The 22,544-nt window shown below is 62.2% G+C and carries 19 protein-coding genes and 1 riboswitch; of the genes, 6 read left to right on the forward strand and 13 right to left on the reverse strand.

Translation table 11 applies throughout. The features are described 5' to 3' along the window. Positions 1–21: 21 nt before the first annotated feature. The 6 genes from CO667_RS20645 to CO667_RS20670 form a co-directional block, all read right to left on the reverse strand. Positions 22–1,611: an ABC transporter substrate-binding protein gene (locus CO667_RS20645; RefSeq protein ID WP_097620125.1), complete on the reverse strand. Its 1,590-nt coding sequence runs from the start codon at positions 1,609–1,611 to the stop codon at positions 22–24. A 118-nt stretch (positions 1,612–1,729) separates the two neighbouring features. Beyond that, positions 1,730–2,512: a carnitinyl-CoA dehydratase gene (locus CO667_RS20650; RefSeq protein ID WP_097620126.1), complete on the reverse strand. Its 783-nt coding sequence runs from the start codon at positions 2,510–2,512 to the stop codon at positions 1,730–1,732. A gap of 6 nt (positions 2,513–2,518) precedes the next feature. Next, a complete protein-coding gene (locus CO667_RS20655; RefSeq protein WP_097620127.1) occupies positions 2,519–4,573 on the reverse strand; it encodes an acetate--CoA ligase family protein in 2,055 nt (684 codons plus the stop codon). Between the two features lie 4 nt (positions 4,574–4,577). Then, complete coding sequence (locus CO667_RS20660; protein WP_097620128.1) at positions 4,578–5,738, reverse strand: acyl-CoA dehydrogenase family protein; 1,161 nt, start codon at positions 5,736–5,738, stop codon at positions 4,578–4,580. A gap of 10 nt (positions 5,739–5,748) precedes the next feature. Next, positions 5,749–7,239: a carnitine 3-dehydrogenase gene (locus CO667_RS20665; RefSeq protein ID WP_097620129.1), complete on the reverse strand. Its 1,491-nt coding sequence runs from the start codon at positions 7,237–7,239 to the stop codon at positions 5,749–5,751. Between the two features lie 7 nt (positions 7,240–7,246). Next, positions 7,247–8,149 (reverse strand): 3-keto-5-aminohexanoate cleavage protein, encoded by a 903-nt coding sequence (locus CO667_RS20670; protein WP_097620130.1) that lies wholly within the window; start codon positions 8,147–8,149, stop codon positions 7,247–7,249. A 98-nt stretch (positions 8,150–8,247) separates the two neighbouring features. Between CO667_RS20670 and CO667_RS20675 the strand changes: the two genes are divergently transcribed. After that, positions 8,248–9,234, forward strand: coding sequence for a GlxA family transcriptional regulator (locus CO667_RS20675; RefSeq protein ID WP_097620131.1), 987 nt, complete (start codon positions 8,248–8,250; stop codon positions 9,232–9,234). Here the strand turns inward: CO667_RS20675 and CO667_RS20680 are convergent. After that, the gene (locus CO667_RS20680; RefSeq protein ID WP_097620132.1) at positions 9,221–10,084 is read right to left on the reverse strand and encodes a LysR substrate-binding domain-containing protein; all 864 of its coding nucleotides are present in this window, start codon (positions 10,082–10,084) and stop codon (positions 9,221–9,223) included. The two genes, CO667_RS20675 and CO667_RS20680, sit on opposite strands and share 14 nt — an antisense overlap. 112 nt (positions 10,085–10,196) lie before the next feature. Here CO667_RS20680 and CO667_RS20685 point away from each other — a divergent pair, with 112 nt between their 5' ends. Beyond that, complete coding sequence (locus tag CO667_RS20685) at positions 10,197–11,102, forward strand: EamA family transporter (RefSeq protein WP_097620133.1); 906 nt, start codon at positions 10,197–10,199, stop codon at positions 11,100–11,102. Between the two features lie 169 nt (positions 11,103–11,271). Next, positions 11,272–11,470, forward strand: a riboswitch (cobalamin riboswitch). A gap of 213 nt (positions 11,471–11,683) precedes the next feature. Next, positions 11,684–12,874 (forward strand): formaldehyde dehydrogenase, glutathione-independent, encoded by a 1,191-nt coding sequence (fdhA, locus tag CO667_RS20690; RefSeq protein WP_097620134.1) that lies wholly within the window; start codon positions 11,684–11,686, stop codon positions 12,872–12,874. Positions 12,875–12,961: 87 nt separating this feature from the next. Here fdhA and CO667_RS20695 read toward each other — a convergent pair whose 3' ends face one another. After that, on the reverse strand, positions 12,962–13,768 hold the full coding sequence (locus tag CO667_RS20695) for a transporter substrate-binding domain-containing protein (protein ID WP_097620135.1): 807 nt from the start codon (positions 13,766–13,768) through the stop codon (positions 12,962–12,964). 91 nt (positions 13,769–13,859) lie between these two features. Between CO667_RS20695 and CO667_RS20700 the strand changes: the two genes are divergently transcribed. Together CO667_RS20700 and CO667_RS20705 are read left to right on the forward strand one after the other, a co-directional pair. Next, positions 13,860–16,262, forward strand: coding sequence for an EAL domain-containing protein (locus tag CO667_RS20700; RefSeq protein ID WP_179874187.1), 2,403 nt, complete (start codon positions 13,860–13,862; stop codon positions 16,260–16,262). Between the two features lie 79 nt (positions 16,263–16,341). After that, the gene (locus CO667_RS20705; protein ID WP_097620137.1) at positions 16,342–16,926 is read left to right on the forward strand and encodes a cysteine hydrolase; all 585 of its coding nucleotides are present in this window, start codon (positions 16,342–16,344) and stop codon (positions 16,924–16,926) included. A gap of 54 nt (positions 16,927–16,980) precedes the next feature. On the opposite strand, the gene CO667_RS20710 is transcribed toward CO667_RS20705, so the two are convergent. From CO667_RS20710 to CO667_RS20730, 5 genes are read right to left on the reverse strand one after another with little or no spacing between them, the layout of a single operon-like run. Further along, positions 16,981–17,838 (reverse strand): transporter substrate-binding domain-containing protein, encoded by an 858-nt coding sequence (locus CO667_RS20710; protein WP_097620138.1) that lies wholly within the window; start codon positions 17,836–17,838, stop codon positions 16,981–16,983. A 36-nt stretch (positions 17,839–17,874) separates the two neighbouring features. Next, entirely contained in the window at positions 17,875–18,654 is a 780-nt protein-coding gene (locus tag CO667_RS20715) for an ATP-binding cassette domain-containing protein (RefSeq protein ID WP_097620139.1), read from the reverse strand. After that, positions 18,651–19,391 (reverse strand): ABC transporter permease, encoded by a 741-nt coding sequence (locus tag CO667_RS20720; RefSeq protein ID WP_097620140.1) that lies wholly within the window; start codon positions 19,389–19,391, stop codon positions 18,651–18,653. Before CO667_RS20720 ends, CO667_RS20715 begins: the two co-directional genes overlap by 4 nt. Then, entirely contained in the window at positions 19,391–20,110 is a 720-nt protein-coding gene (locus tag CO667_RS20725) for an ABC transporter permease subunit (protein WP_097620141.1), read from the reverse strand. The genes CO667_RS20720 and CO667_RS20725 overlap by 1 nt, the downstream gene beginning before the upstream one ends. Then, positions 20,107–21,531, reverse strand: a complete 1,425-nt coding sequence (locus tag CO667_RS20730) for a M20 family metallopeptidase (protein WP_097620142.1) — start codon at positions 21,529–21,531, stop codon at positions 20,107–20,109. The genes CO667_RS20725 and CO667_RS20730 overlap by 4 nt, the downstream gene beginning before the upstream one ends. A gap of 177 nt (positions 21,532–21,708) precedes the next feature. Here CO667_RS20730 and CO667_RS20735 point away from each other — a divergent pair, with 177 nt between their 5' ends. Beyond that, a complete protein-coding gene (locus CO667_RS20735; protein WP_097620143.1) occupies positions 21,709–22,344 on the forward strand; it encodes a GntR family transcriptional regulator in 636 nt (211 codons plus the stop codon). Positions 22,345–22,544 lie beyond the last annotated feature (200 nt).

The raw sequence follows: 22,544 nt of genomic DNA on the forward strand, positions 1-22,544 counted from the left end.
AGGGGCAAGCGCCCCTTGCCATCAGGCGTCCAGCCAGACGCGGGTTGCGACATAGCCGTTCGACATGTCGTTGCCGATGTCGTGGACATAACCCTTCACCTGCTTGGTGGAGGCGTTCACGAAGTCGTTGAACATCGGCAGGATCACGCCGCCCTCGTCGCGCACCATCATCGCCATGGCGCGGTACAGCTCCTTACGTTTGGCTTCATCAAGCTCGGAACGGGCCTCCAGCAGCAGCTTGTCGAAGTCGGGGCGCTTGAACTTGGTGTCGTTCCAGTCCGCCGTCGAGAGATAGGCGGTGGAATACATCTGGTCCTGCGTCGGACGGCCACCCCAATAGGAGGTCGAGAAGGGCTGGACGTTCCAGACGTTGGTCCAGTAACCGTCGCCCGGTTCGCGCTTGACCTCGATCTCGATACCGGCCTTCTTGCAGCTCTCCTGATAGAGGACGGCGGCATCGACACCGCCGGGGAAGGCGACTTCCGACGTGCGCAGTAGGACCGAGCCGCTATGGCCTGACTTCTTGTAGTGGAAGGCTGCCTTGTCGGGATCGTAAACGCGCTGCTCGATACCCTCGGGGAACAGCGCATAGGTGCTGTTGATCGGGAAGTCGTTGCCAACCTTGCCGTAGCCGCCGAGGATCTTCTGCACCATGGTCTCACGGTCCATGGCATATTTGAGCGCCAGACGCAGATCGTTATTGTCGAACGGCGCCTTGTCGCAATGCATGATGAAGACGTAATGGCCGCGGCCGGCGGTCGAGAGGATCTCGACATTCGGGGCACGTTTCAAGAGGCTGACCGTCTTCGGGTCGACGCGGTTGATGTAGTGCACCTGACCGGACGAAAGGGCCGCGATACGGGCGGTCGCGTCGTTCATGCCGATGATTTCGATCGAGTCGACATAGCCTCGGTCGGTGCGCCAGTCGTCCTTGTTCCTTTCGAAGGTGGCGCGGACGCCGGGCTCGAAGCTCGTCATCTTGTAGGGGCCGGTGCCGATCGAGGCCAGCGGATCGTCGACGCCGCCATTCGGCTGGATGACCAGATGGTAGTCCGACAGCAGCAGCGGCATGTCGGCATTGCCTTCGCTGAGCGTCAGCACGAGATTGCCGCCGTCGGCCTTGATCTCCTTGATCGAGCCGAGAACGCCGAGCGCGCCGGATTCCGACTTCGCGTCGGTATGGCGCTTCAGCGTCGCAACGACGTCGTCGATCGTCATCTCCTTGCCGTCGTGGAACTTGACGCCCTTGCGGATCTTGAAGGTCCAGGTGGCCGCATCCTTCGAGGGTTCCCAGGATTCGGCCAGCGACGGCACGGCGGCACCCGTCAGCGGATCGGATTCGACCAGCATGTCGCCCCAGCAGCGGCCGATGCAGAACATGACCTGCGACAGGAATTTTGCCGGGTCCTTGGAATCGGTGGCGGCACCGCCTTCGAGGCCGAGCTTCAGGTGACCGCCGCGCTTCGGTTCGGCGGCTTCAGCGCTTTCGGTGAAGAGCTTGTCGGCGACGGCAAGTGTGATGCCCGCCGCCATGGCGCGTCCCATGAATTCGCGGCGGCTGAGCCCGCCCGCCGTGACGCGGCTTGTCAGATATTTCGTGTAGTCGTTCATTCCCCAGTTCCTTCTTTATGGTGCGTTGACAGAACTTCCGGGCTGGTCGGCAGGCGGTTTCCTCTCCACCTCCGGTGCCCGCATCATGCGGGAAAATGCTGCGGTTGCCGCCGCCTCCCTATTCTCCTTTCCAAATGGGGCTTCGCTTCTCGGCGAAAGCCCGCGCGCCTTCCAATTGGTCTTCGCTCGAATAGAGCCTGTCGACGGTCGCAAACTGCCGTTTGGTGATCTTGTTCATGGCAGTCTGAAACGTCGAACCCTCCGCTTCGCGGACGATTTCCTTGATGGCCGCATAAACGAGCGGCGGCCCGCTTTCGAGCAGCCGGGCAAGCTCCCAGGCTCTCTCCATCAGCCGCTCGGCCGGCAGCACCTCGTTGACGAACCCCCAGCGATGCGCCTCGTGAACGTCGAGCCAGCGTCCCGTCAAAAGCATGTCCATGGCGACGTGATAGGGGATGCGCTTTGGCAGCTTGATCGAGGCCGCATCGGCAACCGTGCCCGAGCGGATTTCCGGCAGAGCGAAGGTCGCATGCTCGGCGGCGAGGATCAGATCTGTTGAAAGCGCGATCTCCAGTCCGCCGCCGCAACAGATGCCGTTGACCGCACAAATGACCGGCTTGTTGAGATCGCGCAGCTCCTGCAGCCCGCCGAAGCCGCCGACGCCATAATCGCCGTCGACCGCATCTCCTGATGCTGCCGCCTTGAGGTCCCATCCGGCGCAAAAGAATTTCTCGCCCGCACCCGACACGATCGCGACACGCAATTCGGGATCGTCACGGAAATCCCGGAAGATCAATCCCAGGGCACGGCTGGTCGCAAGGTCGATGGCATTCGCCTTCGGCCGGTCGATGACGACTTCGAGCACTCCGCCGTCCTGTCGTGTGCGAATGGGATCGTTCAACCTATGCTACCTCCTCCGCCGTATGAGAGCATCGGCTGCGGCAACACCACGCCCCTCGCGAAGAACCATTAAGGGATTAATGTCTAGTTCCTCCAGGCATGCCGCGTTCATTACGACATAATCCGCCGCTGCTGCGATAGCGGCGACCGCGGCGTCGAGATCGCCTTTCGGCCGTCCGCGATAGCCATAGAGCAATTTTGCTAGCTTGAGGCGAGAAATCGCCGCACGAATCTCGGTTTTCGTCGCCGGAAGCGGCAAGATGACGGAATCCTCCAGCAATTCGACGAAGATTCCGCCCGCTCCCAAGGTGAGCGATAATCCGAAGACAGGGTCGCGGGTGGCGCCGACAATGAGTTCGGCGACCGGCGGATCAATCATCTTCTCGACGAGGTACCCGGCATTCGACGGCATTTTCGCCGCCGCGTTCGAGACGGCCTCACTATCCCTGAGGTTGAGCACGACGGCGCCGGCCTCGGTCTTGTGGGCAATGCCGAGAGCCTTCAGCACGACGGGGAAACCGAGCCGCTCGGCCTGCTCGGCGGCTTCCCGGGAAGAAAAAGCCTGCAGCCCCCAGGGAACAGGGAGGCCGCAGGCGGCAAGTTCCGTCTTCGCATCGGCTTCCGTCAGCGTCTCGATTTCGCCGTCCATGGACGGCACGTCGAGCAGCGGCAGGGGAGGCGGGCGATCCCAGACCTTGCCAATACCGGCAGCGACTTCCGCCGCAATGATGGCTTCGTCGATGCCCGAGAAGGCGACGATGCCATTCGCCATCAGCCGATCGGCGATCGGTTCCGGCATATTCTCGGGAAGGGTCGCCAGAAGGCCGGCCAGCGCACCGGTGGCAGTGGCCGCGGCGATAACCGCGTCCGCCGTCGTCGCCCATTCGGCCGCATCACAGCGATCACCGCGCGGAAAATCGAGGACGACGAGATTGAGGGCATAGCCGCCTTCGAACATGGCGCTGAAGGCTTCGGTCTGGCGTTCGAAATCGCCCCAGACGAAGGTGTGGTAGTCGAGCGGATTGGAGAGCGCCACCATCTCGCCGAGGACCCGCCGCAGCCGCGGCAGTTGTCGCAGCTGCAAAGCAGGGAATTCGACATTGCGGCCGACGGCGGCATCCGCCATCAGCGAGGCCTCGCCACCGGAACAGCTCATGGACGAGATCGTATGGCTGGGGAGAGGGCCGGCGACATGCAGCAGCTTCAGGGTTTCCAGCAATGCCGGCAGGCTCTGGACACGGCCGATGCCGAGCCGGGCAAGCACGGCATCGGCCACCACATCGCTGCCGGCGAGCGAGGCGGTGTGCGACACCGCCGCATGTCTTGCCTGCTCTGATCTGCCGACCTTCAGCACGACGACCGGCTTCTTGGACCGGCGGGCAATGGCGGCCAGGCGTTCGAGGCCGGAGAGGTCGCCGAAACCTTCGACATGAAGGCCGACCGCCGTGACGCGCGGATCGTCGATCAATGCGCAGGCGACATCGGCAAGCGATGTCTGCGCTTGATTGCCTGCCGTGACCATATAGGCGATCGGCAGCCCGCGTGTCTGCATGGTCAGGTTCATGGCGATATTGGAAGACTGCGTGAGGATCGCGACGCCGCATTTGGTGCGCTTCATGCCGTGCTGGTCGGGCCAGAGCAGCGCGCCGTCGAGACCGTTGATCAGCCCGTAGCAATTGGGGCCGAGGATCGGCATGTCGCCGGCCGCCGCCAGCAGCGCCTGCTGCAGATCGGCGCCGTCTGCAAGTTCCGCCGTCGCCTCGCTGAAGCCCGATGCATAACAGACCGCACCGCCGGCGCCGGCCCGCGAAAGGCTGCGGACGATCTCGACGGTGAGCGTCCTGTTGACGCCGACGAAGGCGGCGTCCGGCGCCGAAGGCAGATCGGAGACCGAGCGATAACAGGGCCGCCCCAGCACCTCGTCGAGGTGGGGATGGACGGGCCAGATCTCTCCGGCAAAACCCATGCGGTCGCACTGCTCGATCACCCTGCGCGCCTCGCGGCCGCCGAAGACGGCGATCGTTTGCGGTCTGAGCAGGCGGTCGAGCGGGCGAGATATCATCGGCTCACGCTCCCAACGGCCGAAGCAGGTCGCGGCTGATGATATGCCGCTGGATTTCGGAGGTGCCGTCCCAGATGCGCTCGACACGCGCATCCCGCCAGAAGCGGGCGAGCGGCAGGTCGTCCATCAGGCCCATGCCGCCGAAAATCTGGATCGCCTCATCAGTGACCCTCGCCAGCATTTCAGAGGCATAGAGCTTGGCCGAGGCGATCTGCCGGTCTGCAGGCAAGCCGGCATCGAGCCGCCAGGCGGCTGACAGCGTCAGCCAGTCGGCCGCGTCAATCTCGGTGATCATATCGGCGAGCTTGAACGACACACCCTGATTGGCGCCGATCGGCCTGCCGAACTGCTTGCGCTCGGCGGCATAGGGCAGAGCCAGATCGAAGACGCGCCGCGCCCGGCCGACGCAGGTGGCGGCGACCGTCAATCGCGTGCCGTAGAGCCATTGATTGGCGATATCGAAGCCGCGATGCACCTCGCCCAGCACTTGGGCTTCGGGAATGCGGCAATCAGTGAAACTGAGGGTGCAGTTATGGTAGCCGCGATGCGAAACGGAATCATAGCCCTTGAGGATTTCAAACCCCGGCGTGCCGCGATCCACCAGGAAGGCGGTGATCTTCTTCTTGATGCCTTTCGGCGTCTCCTCCTCGCCCGTCGCGGCAAAGACGATGACGAAATCGGCGACATCGGCATGGGAGATGAAGTGTTTCGTACCGTTCAGGACGAAGTCGCCGCCGTCGCGGCGGGCAGCGCATTTCATGCCGCGCATATCGGAACCGGCGTCCGGCTCGGTGATGGCAAGCGCATCGATCTTCTCGCCGCGCACGGCAGGCAGGAGGTAGCGCTCGCGCTGCTCGCCCTCGCAGGCCATCAGGATGCCGGAGGGCCGGCCGAAGAACACCGTCAGCCCCAGCGAGCCGCGCCCGAGTTCCCGCTCGACCAGCGTGAAGGTGACATGGTCGAGACCGGCGCCGCCGACTTCCTCGGGGAAATTGCAAGCGTAGAAGCCGAGATCGATGCATTTGCGCTGGATTTCGCGCCCGAGCTCCAACGGCACAATGCCGCTGCGCTCGACCTCGGTCTCATGCGGATAGATTTCGGTTTCGACGAAGGCGCGAACCGTCTCGACGATCATTTCCTGTTCTTCGCTGAGACCAAAATTCATGCCGATCCTCCTACCGCCTCTGACCGACGTGGCGGCCGACGCCTTCGGGCGCCGCCAAAGTCGCATGTGCTTCGGCGATCGCCTTGACCTTGTCGAACAACGCGGCTGGCGCCGGTGTGGCTTTGCCCGCCTTGCTGTCGACATGCAGCAGCATGTGCTCGGCGGTAGCGAGAGCCTCGCCCCTCTCCGTGTTGTAAAGCGTGTGAAAGACGTGCAGCCGCTTTTCGTCGACACCAAGCACCTGGCAGGTCGAGTGGATCGCCTGGCCGAGCTTCGCCTCGCCGAGATGGCGGATATGGCTTTCCACCGTGTAGTAGCTTTGTCCCGCCGCGACATAGGCAAAGTCGACGCCGATGAGGCGCAGCAATGCGTCTGACGTATCGCCGAAGACCTGCAGGTAGCGGTGCTCGGTCATATGGCCGTTATAGTCGACCCAGGCCGGGCTGACCTTCGTCTCGACGAGCCTTAGCGGCTTCGACGGGTCGAAAGACGTGGTCGCGCCGCCACCTTGTGCCCAGAGCGATTGCTCGAAATCTTTTAACAGCTTGCCGGCGCCCCAGCCGTTGCCGCCATCGCCGCCCTTGAGGGCTTGCAGGATGCCGACCAGGTTTTCGTCGCGGATGCGCTCGAGTTCACGGATCGACAGGCCGGCCGCCTGTTCGTCGGATTGCCGGCCGATCTTTTCGATCAGTGCATCGTCGAGATCGACGACATCGGTCAGCTTGGTCCAGGGCCAGGCGAGGCAGGGACCGAACTGGGCGAGGAAGTGGCGCATGCCAGCCTCGCCGCCGGCGATGCGATAGGTCTGGAACAGGCCCATCTGCGCCCAGCGCAGGCCGAAGGAGTAGCGGATGACGTCATCGAGCGTCTCGACGGTACAGATGTCGTCATGGATCAGCCACAGAGCCTCGCGCCACAGCGCTTCGAGCAGCCGGTCGCCGACGAAGGCCTCGATCTCCTTGGCGATATGGACGCCCTTCATGCCGATCGGTGGCAGCCTGTCCATCGCCGCTTTAATGGTCGCCGCCGAGGTCTTCTGGCCCCCGACGATTTCGACAAGCGGCAGCAGATAGACGGGATTATAGGGATGGGCGACGAAGAGGCGCTCAGGGTGTTTCATGTCCCGCTGCAGATCGGTCGGCAGCAGACCTGAGGTGGAAGAGCCGATCAGCGCGTCGGGTCGCGCCGCGGCATCGATCTGGGTGAGCACACCGCGCTTGAGATCGAGCCGTTCCGGCACGCTTTCCTGGATCCAGTCGGCACCGGCGACGGCTTCCTCCAGCGTTTTGCAGAACCTCAGCCTGCCGCGCGGCGGCAGCGGTGCGCCGGTCAGCATGGCATAGGCTTTTTCGGCATTGGCGATCACTTCGCCGACGATGCGGCCCGCCTCCGGATGCGGATCGAACACGTCAACATCGATGCCGGCCAGCAGGAAACGCGCGATCCAGCCACCGCCAATGACGCCGCCGCCGATACAAGCTGCCTTGTTAATCCGTGTCATGCCGTCCTCAGCGCTTCGTCAGTTTGAGTTTGTTGCGAACGTCTTCCGGACCGATGATCCGCGCACCCATGCCTTCGACCACTTGCACGGCCTTTTCAACGAGCTGCGCGTTGGTGGCGAGCTGGCCCTTGCCGACGAAGAGATTATCTTCCAAGCCGACGCGGACATTGCCGCCGGCCAGCAAGGCTGCGGCCGGATAGGCCATGGCGTTGCGGCCGATCGAAAAGGCCGAGAAGGTCCAGCTCTCAGGCACGTTATTGACCATCGCCATGAAGGTATTGAGATCATCGGGCGCGCCCCATGGAATACCCATGCAGAGCTGGATCAGCACCGGGTCTTCGATCAGGCCTTCCTCGGCAAGCTGCTTGGCGAACCAGAGATGGCCGGTGTCGAAGGCCTCGATTTCGGGGCGAACGCCGAGATCGGTCATCTTCTTCGCCATCGCCCGCAGCATGGCCGGCGTGTTGGTCATGACATAGTCGCCGAGGTTGAAATTCATCGTGCCGCAGTCGAGCGTGCAGATCTCCGGCAGGCATTCGGCGACATGGCTGACGCGCTCAGTGGCGCCCACCATATCCGTGCCTTTGGGATTGAGGGGCAGGGGACTTTCGACATTCCCGAAGATCAGATCCCCGCCCATGCCGGCGGTGAGATTGAGGACGACATCGACATCCGCCGAGCGGATACGGTCGGTGACTTCCCTGTAGAGATCGTTGCGGCGGCTGGCAGCACCTGTTTCCGGATCGCGGACATGGCAGTGAACGACCGCCGCACCGGCCTTTGCCGCATCGATCGCCGAATCGGCGATCTGCTTGGGAGTGATCGGCACGTGGCTGGATTTTGAGACCGTATCGCCGGCGCCAGTGACAGCGCAGGTGATGAAGACATCGCGGTTCATTGCAAGAGGCATGTTTTTGTTCTCCCCGTCTTGTCTGCATTACGCGACAGACGGAGCAGCGATGCTTTGCATTTTCAGATCTATTCGATACATTATCGGAATCATCGGAGGTGAGTTTGCTGGAGCGATCGACGGAACGGCTCGATATCGATCTTCTCGTCCTGCCGGACGCGAACCTCATCCTGATCGCGTCGGTCATCGAGCCGCTGCGCGGCGCCAACCGCATTTCCGGCAGCGAACTCTATCGCTGGCGGCTGCTGACGCCTGACGGGGAGCCGGTCCCGACCACCAGCAATATCGCCGTGCCCGCCCAGGGGACCTTTCGGGCGACGACCGAGGAGACGCCGCTTTTCGTGCTGGCCAGTTACAACTGGCGGAAAGGTGCGACGCCGGCGCTGAAGATGCAGCTCTCCCAGGCCGCCCGTTACCGCAAGATAATTGCCGGCATCGAATCCGGCACATGGCTGCTGGCCGAAGCAAGCCTGCTCGACGGACTGCCGGCGACCGTCCACTGGGAGGACTACGAGGATTTTGCCCTGGCCTATCCGCAGGTGCGGGCAGTCAAGGATCGTTTCGTCATTGACGGCAAACGACTGACGACCTCAGGCTCGCTTCCGACCGTCGATCTGATGCTGGAGGTGATCCGGCAGCGGCAGGGCTATTCGCTGGCGCTCGAAGTCAGCCGGTTGTTCCGTTACGAGCAGCCGTCCTTCCATGCCGATGAGCCGCTTTCCGCGGCTTCGGCCGGGTTGCGTATGCACGATCCCCGCGTGGCGCAGGCGGTGCGGCTGATGGAGGAGCATATCGAGCAGCCCCTGATCCTCACGCGGCTCGCCCGCCGGGTGGGCATCAGTGCCCGGCATCTGCAGGATCTTTTCCAGCAGAGCATCGGTGCGCCGCCGCATGTGCATTATCTCGCGCTGCGCCTGAACGCGGCCCGGCGCAAGGTGATCGAAACGACAGCCTCTTTCGCCGATATCGCCGCGGCGACCGGCTTCAACTCGGCCTCGGCCTTTGCCAGAAGCTACCGGGCGAGTTTTTCCGAAAGCCCATCCGAGACCCGGCGCCGCCTTCACCGCCGCATCACCCCGACGTAGGCTGGAAGGCGTCCCGCAACATATCCGCAAGTTCGCGAACGGCCTCACTGGATCGGTAGGGATTGCGCCGGAGCACGACTTTCGAGGAATCGACCGGCGGAAAACCGTCTTCGGCAGTCAGTTCCCGGCAGCCGGGCGGAATGTTGCTGCGGCAGAGCGTGGTCACGGCAAGGCCCGCGGTGACGGCATTCTTCAGCCCCGAGCCGGTATCGGCAATGAAGGCGATCCGGTAATTGCGGCCGATCTGCTCCAGCGACCGCAGCGCATAATCGCGCGACCAGGTGGAATTGCGATAGGTCGCAATCGGCAGGGGATGGATGTCGTGCAGCCGATGCACCATTGAAGTAACCCAGACTGTGGGGTCAACGCAGAGGACCTCGCCTTTCGTCTGGTCGCTCCAGTCGAAAACCACGGCGAGATCGAGTTCGTCCCGCTCGAGGGCGGCGAGGTTACGCACGGTATAGTCGCAGGACACGGTGACCTCGACGGCCGGATGGCGGACGGCGAAAGCCGCAAGGGCTGCCGGCAGCACCGTCTGGCTGTATTCCTCGGGAATGCCGATGCGCACCGGCCCATCCAGCGGTTTGCTGCGGATCGTCGCGGCGGCCTCGCTCAGCAGATCGATGATCCGGCGGGCATAGGGCACGAGCTGTATGCCCTGGCGCGTCAGCAGCACGCCGCGGGCGCCGCGCTCGAACAGGGTTTCGCCGATCGTCTCCTCGAGCTTCTTGATCTGGCTGCTGACGGCCGATTGCGTCCGCCCGATGCGCTGGGCAGCCGCCGAGAAATTCGACGTCTCGGCGACGACAAGGAAGGTCCTCAGGAGATCGCTTTCAATCGGCTCGTGCATGCATAGCCATAGAAAAAATCGATGATAGCTATCTCTACTATTCGTTTGTCTGATGTCAATTCCTGGCGCACAAAAGACCGGCGTTCGACTTCCTTCTTTGAGACCCATCTGCGTGACCATTGAAAATCCGACCACGCGCCTCGCCGGCAGCGAGCACGAGAAGGGTGTGCTTCTCATCATTGCCGCGACGCTTGCCTGGAGTGCGAGCGGCGTCTATTCGCGGCTGCTCACAACGGACGTATGGACGGCGATCGCCTGGCGGTCACTGTTCGGCGGCCTGTTCCTGCTGATCCCCTGCCTTTTCCTCGAAGGGGGTATTTCACGGCGGCAATGGCGTTCCGTCTTCCATCCGAGCGGCCTTGCGATGATCGCATGCCAGACCTTCAGTCAGGGATGCTTCATCGGGTCGCTTTACATGACCACCGTCGCCAATGTGACGATGATCTATGCAACGACGCCGTTCATCGCGGCGCTTTTCGGCTGGCTCATCCTCAAGGAGAGGGTGGCCAGGCGGACCATGATCGCCGGCGGCATTTCGCTCCTCGGCGTCGCCGTCATCGTCGCCTCGTCGATCGGTGGCGGCACCGGCTGGGGCGACCTGCTGGCGCTCGGAATGACCGCGTCCTTCGCGCTCGTCATCATCATCCCGCGCATCAGCCCCGGTGTGCCGAGCCTGCCGCCGACTGTGGTCAGCGCCTTCCTGACCCTCGTCATCTTTGCGCCGTTCGGTTCGGTCGGCTCGCTCGACCTGCACAACTGGGTCGTCCTTGCCGCCTTCGGCGCTACCAATTTCTCCCTGGCGCTGGTGCTCTTCCTCGCCGGGGCAAAGCGGATGCCGCCGGCGGAAGCCGCACTTATCGGCACGATGGAAATCGTGCTGACACCCTTCTGGGTCTGGCTGCTGTTTTCCGAGCAGCCGCCCGTCGCCACCTATTTCGGCGGGGCGATCATCCTCGGCGCCGTGTTCTGGCACACGGCGATCGACGCCAACCGCAGCCGGCGGCCGCATCGCGCCTAAGCCTAAGCCCACCAGACGGCCATCAAATCTTCCCGGACGGTCCGGAAAACCGCCGTATTCGCGGGATCAATTATTGCCCCTGCGCAGCGCGCTCTTGCGACTTCACCGACTGTCGTCTTTGAGTTGCACCCATGTCGTTTTTTTGATCGCTGTTTTCCGTCAGGCATGGTTTGTTTGTGGTGTTCAAGGCGCTATCTCGCAAACTGGCGAAATGGACCATCGGGAAGCCGGCCTGACGGCGGCGCTGCCCGCAGCGGTAGAAGAACTGAAATCCACACGGAAATCGCCGGAAAGATCCGGAAAGATCTCGGGGTGGATCGAAAGGAGTTTCTGGAGCCGGACACCAGCTCTTGCGCGGCAAATCGACGGATTGCGGCGGGCGATCACGAACGACAGACCAAACCGTGGCGTTCACTCTTCTCCTCCATCCAATCTGTCCCTTTTGCAAAATCCGAATATCGCCCGATGCGGCGCTATCCGGCGTTGTCGACACCGGGCTGCAGAGGAGGCAGGCCGGAGGGAATGTTGCCATCGGCTGCATCGGTTGCAGATCGAGGCATTCAAACATGTGGGAGGAATCCATGAGCAAGAATAGAGGCGTCGTTTATCTCCGGCCGGGCAAGGTCGAAGTGCGCGACATCGACGACCCGAAGCTGGAAGCGCCGGACGGCCGCCGCATCGAGCACGGCGTCATCCTGAAGGTGATCTCGACCAACATTTGCGGCTCCGACCAGCACATGGTCCGCGGCCGCACGACGGCGATGCCGGGCCTGGTCCTCGGTCATGAAATCACCGGCGAAATCATCGAGAAAGGCGTCGACGTCGAGATGCTCGACATCGGCGATATCGTCTCGGTGCCGTTCAATGTCGCCTGCGGCCGTTGCCGCTGCTGCAAGTCACAGGATACCGGTGTCTGCCTGACGGTGAACCCGGCCCGCGCCGGTGGCGCTTACGGCTATGTCGACATGGGCGGCTGGATCGGCGGACAGGCGCGCTACGTCACCATTCCCTATGCCGATTTCAACCTGCTGAAAATCCCGGATCGGGACAAGGCGATGGCGAAGATCCGCGATCTCACCATGCTCTCCGACATTCTGCCCACCGGCTTCCATGGCGCGGTGCGTGCAGGCGTCGGGGTCGGCTCGACCGTCTATGTCGCCGGCGCCGGCCCTGTCGGCCTTGCGGCTGCGGCTTCGGCCCGCATTCTCGGCGCTGCCGTCGTGATGATCGGCGACTTCAACAAGGACCGTCTGGCGCATGCGGCGAAGGTCGGTTTCGAACCGATCGACCTGTCGAAGAGCGACCGCCTCGGCGACATGATCGCACAAGTAGTCGGCACCAACGAGGTGGACAGCGCCATCGATGCGGTCGGCTTCGAGGCGAGGGGGCATTCGGGCGGCGAACAGCCGGCGATCGTGCTCAATCAGATGATGGAGATTACCCGCGCCGCAGGCTCGATCGGCATTCCGGGCCTCTACGTCACCGAGGATCCGGGCGCCGTCGACAATGCCGCCAAACACGGCAATCTGTCGCTCCGTTTCGGCCTCGGATGGGCCAAGGCGCAGTCCTTCCACACCGGCCAGACCCCGGTGCTCAAGTACAATCGTCAGCTGATGCAGGCGATCCTCCACGATCGTTTGCCGATTGCCGATATCGTCAACGCCAAGGTCATCCCGCTCGACGATGCCGCCGCTGGATATGAAAGCTTCGACCATGGGGCGGCGACGAAATATGTCCTCGATCCGCACGGCGTGGTTGCGAAGGCCGCCTAGCGATTGCGACGGGGGAATTTTACCTGACAGGAATGGCCGGGGAAAACCGGCCATTCCGCATTGTCACATGACAATTGGATTGACGAACTACTGGATGCTGAACGGGAAATATTTTGCGTTGATCATGTCATAGGTCCCATCGGCTTTGATGGTCTTCAACGCTTCGTCCAGGCGCGTAAGCCGTTCCTTGTCATCCAGCCGCAGCGCGATACCGGCGCCTTCGCCGAAATATGTGACGTCAACCAGATCCGGCCCTTTGAACTCGCAGCAGCTTCCCGCCTTGGTGTTGGCAATCCAGTCGTAGATGGCGAGTTTATCCTCGAGGATAATGTCGACGCTGCCGTCCGCCAGACCCTTGTATAGTTCCGGCGACGAGCGAAAAACCGTCTTCTTCATCTCAGGATAGAGATGGTTGGCATAGGATTCCTGCGCCGTCGACGATGTCACTCCAAGTTTTTTATCCTTGAGGGCGGCAGGGCTGACATCGCTGATCGAGGAATCTTTCCGAACGATGAACACCGACGGGCTATTGTAATATTTCTCGGTGAAGGCAACCTTTTGACGCCGCTCGAGGCTCATCGACATGGAGGAGATGATGGCGTCGTATTTGTTGGCAACGAGATCGGGGATGATGTCGTCCCATTTCTCGATGATGAACTGGCATTCGAACTTGCCGACTTCGCACAGCGCATTGGCAATATCGATGTCGAAGCCCTGAAGCTTGTTGTTCGCATCGAGATAGTTGAACGGCGGAAATGCACCTTCGACGGCAATTCGCATCGGCGTGCGATCCTGCGCAGCCGCCTGGAGCGGCGAAGTCGCGGCCAGAAGGCTAGCCAACCCGCCCGCCATCAGCGCGCCGCGCAACATAGTCTGAATGGATATGCGCAACATCGCCGGAAACTCCTTGGGGTATGGTCGATCTCAACCGATAGTGCGCCGCAGCCTTTAATTCTACGTGAACGCTTCTTTGTTAGCGTTGGGAATGCGCCCGTGTAGTGGTGTTCTGGGGTTACGCTTGCATATCGTTCTTCCGTCCAGCTCCAATACGTTCCAGAAATCCTGGATCGCTTCGGGGAGAATTCTGTTTCTGATCGCCGTCAGCGGGCTTGGCGCGATCGGGCTGGTGGTGCTTTCGGCGCTGTGGGCCGGAACCGAGAGCGATGCTGCGGCCCTTGATCGACAGCGTAATCTTGTGAATGCGCGCCTGCGGGAACAGGTCGATCAGGTCGCGCATGTTATCGGCCAGTTCGGCAACGGCTACCTCACACGTGTTTATCCTGCCGCCCGGTCAACCGGAGGCTCCTCCAGCCTCGATGCCGTCCTGACGGCGGCGGCCGGGAGCGCGATCAGCCAGACCGCAATGTCCGCCTTCGGCTACGACCAGGCTTTCGTCGTCGACGAGAAGGCGCAACTGCTGATGCTGGCGGACACCCGAACGGAAAAGCGTTATCGCTGGATGAAGCCTCTCTTTTTGCCGCTCCTTCAGGATGCCCGCCTCGGCGTGAGACAGGGGACGGTTTCCGAACGAACGCCGTCCTCGATGGAAACCCGCCTCGCGAATGCCGCCCGCCCCAACCGTGCGCTCGCCAATCTGATGCGGCTGGAAGGCCGACCGACCATCGTCGGCGTCGTCGCCATCAACGAAGCGTCCGAGGGGCAGCAGCAGCCGATGCGGCAATTCCTGATCGTCGTGCGGTTTCTCGATGGTCCGGCGCTGGACGAATTGAGCCGGCAGCAGGGCCTCAACGGCGCGCGCTTCGCGCGTACCGCCGATGCCGACGAAAACGAAGTCGCGTTTCAGATCGACGCCACGGCGAACGGCGAACCGATCGGCTTTATCGTATGGCGGCCGGATCTTCCGGGCTCGAGGGTGATCGGCCGGTTGATGCCGGCGCTTTCGATTGCCGCCCTGGTGATCGCGATCCTGTTCTCGGTCCTGCTTGTGCGCCTGCGCAGCAGCCTCGGCGAATTGAGGAAAAGCGAGCTGCATGCACGGCAGCTAGCCTTGCATGATGTGCTGACCGACCTTCCCAATCGCGCCTTGTTCGCGATGCGGTTCGACGAGTGCCTGGCCGAGACCGAGAACTCGACCGAGCGCTCGGCGGTTGCGCTTCTCGATCTCGACCGCTTCAAGGCCGTGAACGACACCTTCGGCCATGCCGCCGGCGATGAACTCATCAGAATGGCGGCGGAGCGGATCCGCTCTGTGCTACGTCCAGGCGACACGCTTGCCCGGCTCGGAGGGGACGAATTCGCTCTGCTTCTCCGGGACATCAAGGATGATGATCAGGTTTTGCCGGCAATCTGCGCAGCGATCGTTGCCGAACTTGGCAAACCCTTCCCGCTTTTGCGCGGTGAGGCGGTCGCCCGCGTCGGCGGCTCGATCGGCGTAACCGTCGTGCCGGATGCCGGCCGGAATGCCGACGACATCATGCGCTATGCCGACGTCGCACTCTACGAAGCGAAGATGGGCGGCAGAGGTCAATGGCGCGTCTATTCGCCGTCCATGGACGGCGGCAGGAATGCGCGCGACATTCTCAAAAACGAACTCCGGGAGGTTCTGGCCAAAAGCACGGCCTCATCCGGCGACGGTCTACGCGCCGATCCGGCTGTAAACAGACCGGACTTCGGCTCGCTCGAGGTCTATTACCAAACGGTGCATCGGGCCGAGGGCGGATACGCGGCGTCGGGCGCCGAGGCGCTGGTGCGCTGGCGTCACAGCCGGCGTGGACTGTTGACGCCGGCCAGCTTCATCCCCGTCGCCGAGGAGGGCGGCCTCATCGACGCGCTCGGTTTCTGGGTGTTGCGCGAAGCCTGCCGAGCCGCCTGCAAATGGCCTGAGAATACATTTGTTGCCGTCAACGTGTCTCCCGCCCAGTTGAGACGGCCGAATTTTGCCGAGGAAGTCTTCGCCGTGCTGCAGGAGAGCGGGTTGCCGCCATCGCGGCTCGAACTCGAACTCACCGAATCTTCGCTGATCGAAGATAACTCGGACATCTATTCGGTGCTGGGTTCGCTGCGTAGCCAGGGTGTTCAGATTTCGCTCGATGATTTCGGAACCGGCTTTTCATGCCTCAGCCACCTGATGCGCTTCGAGATCGACCGCATCAAGATCGACCGTTCGTTCGTCTCGCTGCTCGGCACAAAAGCCAACGGGGCCGCCATCATCGGCGCCATCGTCGCGCTCAGCCGCAACCTCGGCATCTCGACGACGGCGGAAGGGGTCGAAACCGAATATCAACGCGATTTTCTGGCCGCCCTCGGCTGCACCGACCTGCAAGGCTATTTCTTCTCCAAACCGGTTCCGCTGCGCGACCTCGATTGTTTCCGCAAACCCGAAAACGCCGCCGAATTGCTGGCGATCGCTCCCGGAGCCATCGCCTGAAAGGCTTTTGATCGTCCGCCGATCCGGGAACTTTCGCCGCAGGCGATGGTTGACGCCCGAAGACCGAACGGAGGATGTGATGGGCGAGATCGGCGAGTGGCGGCACCTTTGCGTCGACATGCAGCGGATGTTTGCCGAGGACACGCCGTGGCACGTTCCCTGGATGGCGCGGGTCTGTCCCCAGATCGAAGAATTGGCCGGGCGGCACCCATTCAGAACGATCTTCACCCGCTTCCTGCCACCCGAGCATGCCGACGACATGCCGGGGAAATGGCGGGACTATTATCAGAAATGGTGGATGATGACGGGCGAACATCTGCCGCCCGGCTTCATCGATCTCGCGCCATCGCTGGCATCGCTGGTTCCACCGGCAAGGCACTTCGACAAACGCACCTATTCCCCTTGGATCGACGGGCGCCTTCATCCGATCCTTCAGTCGGAGCGGGTCGACACACTTGTCATATCAGGCGGTGAAACGGATGTCTGCGTGCTCGCCACGACACTCGGCGCCATCGATCTCGGCTATCGCGTCATCGTCCTGAAGGACGCCGTCTGCAGCAGCGCCGACGACACCTACGATGCATCGCTGGAACTTCTGCACGATCGGTTTTCCGTGCAGCTCGAACTGATGGAGACCGAAGAATTCCTGAGTGGCTTAGACTGAGAATGCCACCCGGCGAGACGGCTCGCCGGGCCTGACGTTTGGAGGATCAGCCGCTCATTTCGGCGTCACATCGAAGCCGAACCACTTTTCCGAAAGCGTCTTGATTGTGCCGTCGGCCTTTGCGGCAGTGATTGCATCGTTGAACATCGCCTTCAGCTTGGTGTCATCCTTGCGCAGCCCGACGGAGCTGCCGCGGCCGAGGAAACCGCCCTGGAAGCGCGGACCGGCCGTCGTCATGTCTTCGTTGCCCGGCTTCTGCGCAGCAGTGGTGAGATAGGCCATGGAGGCCATCACCAGGTCGACACGGCCGGCTTTGAGATCCAGGTCGTGTTCTTCGGTCGTCTTGTATTCGCGGACCTCAAGCACACCCTTGAGATATTTATCGACGAAGGCGGCGCCGGTCGAGGCGGTCTGCACGCCGATCGTCTTGCCCTGCAGCATCGGCTTGATCTTGTCGATCTCGGCGATCGCCCCGGCTTCGTTGCTACCAAGCGAAAAGACCTCGCCCTTTTCCGGCAGGTTGACGAGGTCGCTTTCCCTAGAGGTTGCGAAGGCCTGGCCGGTGGAGCCGTAGGAATCGCTGAAGGCGATCACTTCCTCGCGCTTGGCCGTTGCCGACATGCCGGAGATGATGGCATCGAACTTGCCGGCATTGAGCGCCGGGATCATGCCATCGAAGTTCTGCACGACGATCTTGCACTCGACTTTCATATGGTCGCAAAGATATTTCGTCAGCTCGATCTCATAGCCGTCGAGCGTGCCGTCCGGCTTGGTGAAATTGTAGGGCTTGAAGGCGCCTTCGGTGGCGATCGTCACCGTCTTCCACGCCTTGTCTTCCGCATGCGCGATGCCTGATAGGGCCAGTACCGCGGTCGCCGACAGGGCGGTCATAACCCGTGAAATGAATGTCATGTTTTGCTCCCCTTTTCTTCGTTTGAGCTGATGGAATTATTGGCTGATGAACTGCCGGAAACGGTCCGACTGCGAATGGGCGAAGACATCCTGCGGCCTGCCGTCTTCCTCGACGACGCCCTTGTGCAAAAAGACGACGCGGCTGGAGACGTCGCGGGCAAAGCCCATTTCATGGGTGACGACCAGCATGGTGCGGCCTTCCTCCGCCAGCGCACGCATGACCCGCAGCACTTCGCCGACGAGCTCCGGATCCAGCGCCGAGGTCGGTTCGTCGAACAGCATCAGCTTCGGCCGCATCGCCAGCGCGCGGGCGATTGCGGCGCGCTGCTGCTGGCCGCCGGAAAGATGCGAGGGATAGAAATTACGCTTTTCGGCAATGCCCACCTTGGCAAGCAGGGCTTCCGCCTCTTCGATGCATTCGCTCCTGGAGCGGCCGAGCACGTGAACCGGCGCTTCGACGACATTTTCGAGCACGGTCTTGTGGGACCAGAGATTGAAGCTCTGGAAGACCATGCCGAGCTGCGATCGAATGCGGTCCACCTGTCTGCGGTCGGCCGGGCGGCTGCCTCCTCTCGCGTCGGGAAGCATGCGGATCGTTTCACCGGCGACGGTGACTTCCCCTGAATTCGGTGTCTCCAGCAGGTTGATGCAGCGCAGGAAGGTGGATTTTCCCGAACCCGAGGAGCCGAGGATCGAGACGACATCGCCTTCATGCGCGTCGAGCGAGATGCCCTTCAGCACTTCGACCGGGCCGAAGCTCTTGTGCAGGTCCTTGACGCTGAGCGCGATCGGGGAGGAGGCATTGGCCGCAGTCATCGGGCGTTTCCTTCAAGTGGAGATACGGACGCGGCCGCCGGATGATATGGAACGGGCTGGCGCAAATGCGGGCTCAGCCAGTATTCGGCGAGATGGACGAGACGCGTCAGCAGGAAATTGATCGTGAGATAGATGGCGCCGGCAACGATGAACACTTCGATCGCCCGATAGCTTTGCGAAATGATCTTGGCGGCAACGCCGGTGACCTCCATCAGCGTGATGATCGAGGCAAGCGAGGTCGCCTTCACCATCGCGATCATTTCGTTGCTGTAGCCCGGCAATGCCTGGCGGATGGCAAGCGGCAAGATGATGCGTCGGAATTGCATCAACCCAGGCATGCCGCAGGCGCGCGCCGCTTCGATCTGGCCGAAGGGCACCGACAAAAGCCCGCCGCGAATGATTTCGCCGGCATAGGCGGCCGTATTCATGGTGAGCGCCAGAACCGCGCACCAATAGGGCTCACGCAAGAATGGCCAGAGGAAACTGTGGCGCACCTCCGGAAACTGGCCAAGCCCGTAATAGATCAGGAAGATCTGGACGAGCAGCGGCGTTCCGCGGAAGACGAAGACATAGGCGCGGGCGAACCATTCGAGCACCAAGATGCCGGAAAGCCGGCAGAGGGCGAGGCCGAGCGCCAGAACAGCGCCGAGCGCAATGGAGGTGGCAGCAAGTTCCAGCGTCAGCGGGATGGCGGAGATGAGGCTTACGAAGGTTTCGAACAGGAATTGCCAGTCCATCAGCCCCTCCTGACGCCACGGGAGAAGTGCCTTTCGGCGCGCCTGAGAAAGAGGCCGGAACCGGTCGAGACGATCAGATAGATCGCCCCGGCAATGACGTAGAAGTCGAAGGGCAGGCCCGTTGAGCCGGCCGCCACCTGCGTCTGCCGAAGCAGCTCGGCAACGCCGGTGATCGAGACGAGGGCGGATTCCTTCAGGACCACCTGCCAGACATTGCCCATCCCCGGCAGTGCGTGGCGCAGCGTCAGCGGCGCAGTGATGCGGCGAAAGCGCAGCAGACGGCCCATGCCGCAGGCAATCGCTGCCTCGATCTCACCTGCATGGACGGCTTTGAAGGCGCCGCGAAAGACTTCGGTGAACTGAGCGCCGGAGGTGACGCCGACGGCGAGCGAGCCGGCAAGAAAGCCTGGAAAACCGAGGAAACCCTCGGCCCCCAAAAGCCGGCCGACCGCCGTGACAACGGCGCTGCCACCGAAATAGAAGAGGTAGATGACCAGGAGATCGGGGATGCCGCGCAGCACCGTCGTATAGGCATCGGCAGCGACCCGAAGGCTACGGCCGCCCGAAATTTTCGCCCAGGCGCCGAATGAGCCGATCACGGCGCCGATCGTATAGCCGGCCAGAGCAATCAAAATCGTCATCCACGCGCCGGCAAGCAGCGCCTTGCCCCAACCATCGGGGCCGAAGCTTATGAGCTCGAGGATGCCGGGCTGGTTCATGGCGCCTGCCTTTCCGGCAGCGGCGGCTTGATATCGTCCGGGATCGGATTAACGAAGGGTGTGCCGTCGAGGCGGTCCTTAAGGTCGACCTTGGCGGCCTCGATAAGGTCAGGATTGCGGATCAGCTCTATGGCCGTGCTTGCCATGACCTTCGCCGCATGTTCGGTGCCCTTGTGCGCTGCCGGAAGCTTGCCCTGTGCAACCAATTGCCAGGAATGACCCGACGTGCCGATCGCATAGGTCGCGCCACGCATCTGCACGGTCGGCACGACCCAGCTGACGCTGCCGACATCGGTCGAGCCGACGATCGTGCTGTCACCAGCGTAGAGCGGGAAGATCTCTTCGCAGAGCGGTTGATCCTTCTTCCGCTTCAAGCCGAAGCGCGCATAGGAAGAGGCAATGTCTTCAGCACTCATCGTCGCCTGGAACTTGCGGGCGGTTTCGCGGTCGATGTCGTCGAAAACGGGGGCGCCGAGGCGCTGAAGGTTGGCAAACATCAGCTCTTCGAGCGGTGCGTTGCCGACCAGGTTTGCGTCGCCGCTGATGACTTCGCTGCGCACCGAAGTCTCGGTCATCAGCGCAGCGCCTTCGGCGACCTTCTTCACCCGGGCAACGAGCGACAGCAGTTCCGGCAGGTTGCGCGCACGGATGAGATAACGGACGGTAGCGCGCGCCTGCACGACATTCGGCGCCGAACCGCCGGTGTCGGTAACGGCATAATGGATGCGGGCTGTGGAGGGCATATGCTCGCGCATATAGTTCACGCCGACATTCATCAGTTCGACGGCATCGAGCGCGCTGCGGCCAAGATGAGGTGTTGCCGAAGCATGCGAGGCGCGCCCGGTGAAATGGAAATTGAGCTCGTTGCAAGCGAGCGAAACCGGGTTGTTGACGCCGGCAAAGGCGGCCGGATGCCAGGAAATGGCAATGTCGACATCATCGAAAACGCCTGATCGAACCATGAAGCCCTTCGAGGAGCCGCCTTCCTCGGCAGGGCAGCCGTAATAACGAATGCGGCCCTTCAGGCCATTTGCCGCCAGGAAGTCCTTGACCGCGGCTGCCGCCAGCATCGAGCCGGCGCCGAGCAGATTGTGCCCGCAGCCATGACCATTGCCGTTTGCCGTGACTTCACGCTTTTCCGCGATACCGGCCTGCTGGCTGAGACCTGGCAGGGCGTCGAATTCCCCGAGGATGGCGATAACGGGACCGTCTTCTCCGGCTTCGCCCATGATGGCGGTCGGTAGGCCCGCAATGCCGCGCTCGACGCGAAAACCTTCGGCTTCGAGCTGGCGCGCATGCTCCTCGACGGAGCGATACTCCTCGTAATTCGTCTCCGGCATGTCCCAGATCCGGTCGCTCAGCGCAAAGAAAGCCTCGCGCTTTGCCTCGACGATATCCCAGACGGCTTCGGTATTTTTCATGGCTTCCAAAACAGCTTCGGTTCACATAGTATCCAAAATTGGCGCCAATTTAGGATACAAAATTTTTCTGCGCAATCCATGTGCATGAATAAATTTTGGACATTTTTCTAAGACGTTCGAACGCCTACAGAAATTCGATCGGGCGTGCTAACGGTGATGCGAAACAGGGGATTTTGAATGGCAGACGTCGTGATAGACCAGGAGCAGGAGGCTTCCGACACGCGCGATGTGACGGACCTTGTCCTGCAGGATATTCTGGCGGGCGTTCTGTTGCCGGGAACCTGGCTGAAGCAGATCGATCTCGAGCGGCGCTATAAATGCACCCGCCCGGAAGTGCGCCGCGCGCTCGATCGCCTCGCGCAGAAACGGCTGGTCGAGCATGTGCCGAACCGCGGCTACCACGTCTACGAGCCGGATGGCCGGCGGGCACGCGAGGTCAGCGAGATCCGCATCATTCTCGAAACGGCCATCGCCGGAACCATCGTGCAGAATGCCTCGCCCGAGGACATCGACACACTCGGGAAGCTTGCCGAGCATTTCGATCTGATGGTGCTGAACGGCACGATGCTGGAGCTCTACGAGGCAAATCTTGCCTTCCACCGCCGCCTGCTTGTCCTGGGCGGCAATCTGGAACTGATCGACCTCATCACCGAAATCCGCCAGCGCACCTCGTCTGCCCCAGTATCCCAATGGCGCACCCGCGCCCGCATCGAGCAATCCGGCCGCGAACACCACATGATGATCGACGCCATCGCCGCCGGCCAACCAGAGCGGCTGAAAGAAGTCGTGCGGCAGCATATCCTTCAGAACTGACGGCGATCCTCCTTCCTCGTTCTGACGGGTGAAGCGTCACGAAAGCACGAATCCGAGCGCTCGGAAGGGGACAAGCATTGGATAAGAGCCTGCTCGACCAGGATAGGCTTGCCTAGCCCTTTGCCGGGAGGCATGGTCGTCCCGGATTAACGGAATCACGACACGGCGGATGGTGCTCTTGGCCATGCTCGGAGGCTCGC

The organism is Rhizobium sp. L43 (assembly GCF_002531725.1).
In the GTDB taxonomy this organism is placed as follows: Bacteria; Pseudomonadota; Alphaproteobacteria; order Rhizobiales; family Rhizobiaceae; genus Rhizobium.